This window comes from Halobacillus sp. (assembly GCF_049282395.1).
GTDB lineage: Bacteria > Bacillota > Bacilli > Bacillales > Halobacillaceae > Halobacillus.
Genome location: NZ_JBAPTY010000186.1, coordinates 1 through 2,219, shown reverse-complemented (window position 1 = coordinate 2,219; position 2,219 = coordinate 1). Strand labels below are relative to the sequence as shown.

Annotated in this window: 4 protein-coding genes; 2 read left to right on the top strand and 2 right to left on the bottom strand. The window is 36.5% G+C overall.

Features of this window, described 5'->3' with window-relative positions; all coding sequences use genetic code 11:
* Together WAM07_RS08535 and WAM07_RS08530 are read left to right on the top strand one after the other, a co-directional pair.
* The coding region (locus tag WAM07_RS08535) for a hypothetical protein (protein ID WP_422166058.1) at positions 1-209 on the top strand (209 nt) is incomplete at its 5' end.
* Between the two features lie 451 nt (positions 210-660).
* Positions 661-1,236 carry a histidine phosphatase family protein gene (locus WAM07_RS08530; protein WP_422166057.1) on the top strand — a complete coding sequence of 192 codons (576 nt, stop codon included), beginning with the start codon at positions 661-663 and terminating at the stop codon, positions 1,234-1,236.
* Between the two features lie 101 nt (positions 1,237-1,337).
* Here WAM07_RS08530 and WAM07_RS08525 read toward each other — a convergent pair whose 3' ends face one another.
* Entirely contained in the window at positions 1,338-1,604 is a 267-nt protein-coding gene (locus WAM07_RS08525) for a hypothetical protein (protein ID WP_422166056.1), read from the bottom strand.
* Complete coding sequence (locus WAM07_RS08520) at positions 1,605-1,952, bottom strand: hypothetical protein (RefSeq protein ID WP_422166055.1); 348 nt, start codon at positions 1,950-1,952, stop codon at positions 1,605-1,607.
* Positions 1,953-2,219: the final 267 nt, after the last annotated feature.

Here is a 2,219-nt window from a genome sequence, read left to right as displayed (position 1 = left end):
GCATTATATTGATATTTTTCAGTGTGAATTTTGGAACATCACTTGCTGACAAGTGGCTAGCCAAACAGGGAGGAGCAGACACTTCAACTTACTTAATTGTCTTAGAAGGTTATATAAATAATTTTATAGTTTCTGGAAGTATAGTTTTTGGTATTGGTCTTGCTACAATCGCTTTTGCTTATTTTAAGATATTAAATATAAAAGAGTGATAGTGCAGTCAAAGCAAAGGTTTTTCACTCACTAAACTTTGCAGTTAATTAAAAATTTATTCAGAGGTATCTCGAAATCAAGTCTTTCGCTAATGGGGGCTATTCTTCAATAAAAAAGAGTAACTTTTAATTTGGGGGTGGGATACATTTTATTGGCCGGTATAATCCCTTTAACTATTAGCCTGATTACAATAAAAAAATTTAAGACAGAGACCTCTTTCCAAAAAATCATACACTTTAGTGCAATGTTAATTGGTGTAGTCCTTATTATTTTAGCCATCATTGAAATTATAGGTTATGGTCAGGATATATTAAACTATTAAATTTTATCTTATTTGTCTTGAAATCCAGTCTTCACGTATCAGGTGCTATTATTCAACATAGATGTTCGCTTTTTTCTTACCTAACTATTTAGTTGAGTAAATGAAATTTTTAGGGAAGGGGAGTTTCGGTGGAGTTAGTATTTACACGGCACGGACAAGGAGAACACACCTTGGATGTACCTAAAAGTCTACAAATTACAGACCCTGCATTGACTGAGGAGGGGCTCATTCAAGCTAAGTCGCTCAAAGAACAGTTTCCTTTGTCTAAATCAGATGTAATTATAGCCAGTCCAACAAGAAGAACAATACAGACAGCGCAAATTTGGAGTGAAGATATAAAGTGCAAGAAAATAGTGAGTCCGTTTATATCTCCAAGAATGTTTCCTCAAAAATCTGAGTGGCAAACGCTACCTTGTGATAAGATTCTATCGAAGCAGATCATAAAAGAGGAGTTCTCTGATTTTTACATAGAAGAGGAATTATCAAACAAATGGTGGGTAGAAGGAATAAATAAACTACCCGATGAAAAGTTTAACGTTTTAGCAGGAGAATTCCTGAATTGGTCCAAACAATTTGGCAATAAAAGAATATACCTAGTTTCTCACGATGGGACAATTATGGCGTATAGTCAGATTATTCTTGGAAAAGAACTCACAAGGAATGATTTCCCTAAAGAAACCGGGTATCGAATATTAAATTGTTAATTAACTAAATGGATAAAGGAATAATCCCGGAAACCTCTCTGTTTAGAATCTTCTTCAGAATGGAGGCATTAATAGCATGAGCTCCATATAAAAAAGCCAAATTATAAGAACAATCCAATACAGGAAAGTAACCCAAGCATTACCCCGAGTACGGCACTTATATATCCCTCTACTTTTAATCCTTCCATAAAAGAGGATATTCCTGAAGCGATGACGACCAGAGCCACAAATAATAAGGCAAGAAAACTGATCCCCCAATCTTCTATCCACGCTATCAAGAAATAAATGAACAGAACGATTGAAGTGATGGTTATTAACATTTTATTCAGTTTTTTAACAAGATCCTCCCCTTCCATCGCTGACGTCATTCAATAAGTCTTAATCACCTGGGAAAGTCCCGCTATGATACCAATCGGAACGCTAATAATTATGTACATGATGAGAACAGGAAGAACTCCTTCGATGGTCATGGTGTTGTTGGTTAGGATCACGGCAGCGATAAATAGAGCGGCAAACGTGAAGAACAGTCCTGACCATTTTTGTTGGTTACGGAACGAATAGACCACCGAAACGATCATACTAGCGATAATGAATCCTAAGACGCCCTGTATGAAGGGAAGCAATAACGTATCTGCCCTATGCGTAATCAACAAGTAACTGGTGATAAGGATCGTGATGATTCCTAATAGGAATGAGGGTGCCTGTCTCTTATTCAAATGATCCCTCCTATGGAAAACTATATGGAGTTCCAATTATTTCAAATTTGCGGGAAGAACTCAACTTCTGCTATTCAGCTATAAAAAAAGAGCTCAGGGGGAATTTACCCTGAACTCTTTTGCTATTCAAATTTTTATTTATGCTTTCACTAGAGCTTCCTTGCCATAGAAAGAGGCTTTAAATAGCTCTTTCATTTGCTCTAGAGAAGTTTCACGCGGGTTGGTGCCTGTGCATGGATCTTCCATAGCATTTTCAGCCATCGTATC

What these genes read in the sequence shown, in the direction of transcription:
- WAM07_RS08525 (WP_422166056.1), bottom strand. Translation starts at nt 1,604, where the DNA reads ATGACGTCAGCGATGGAAGGGGAGGATCTTGTTAAAAAACTGAATAAA.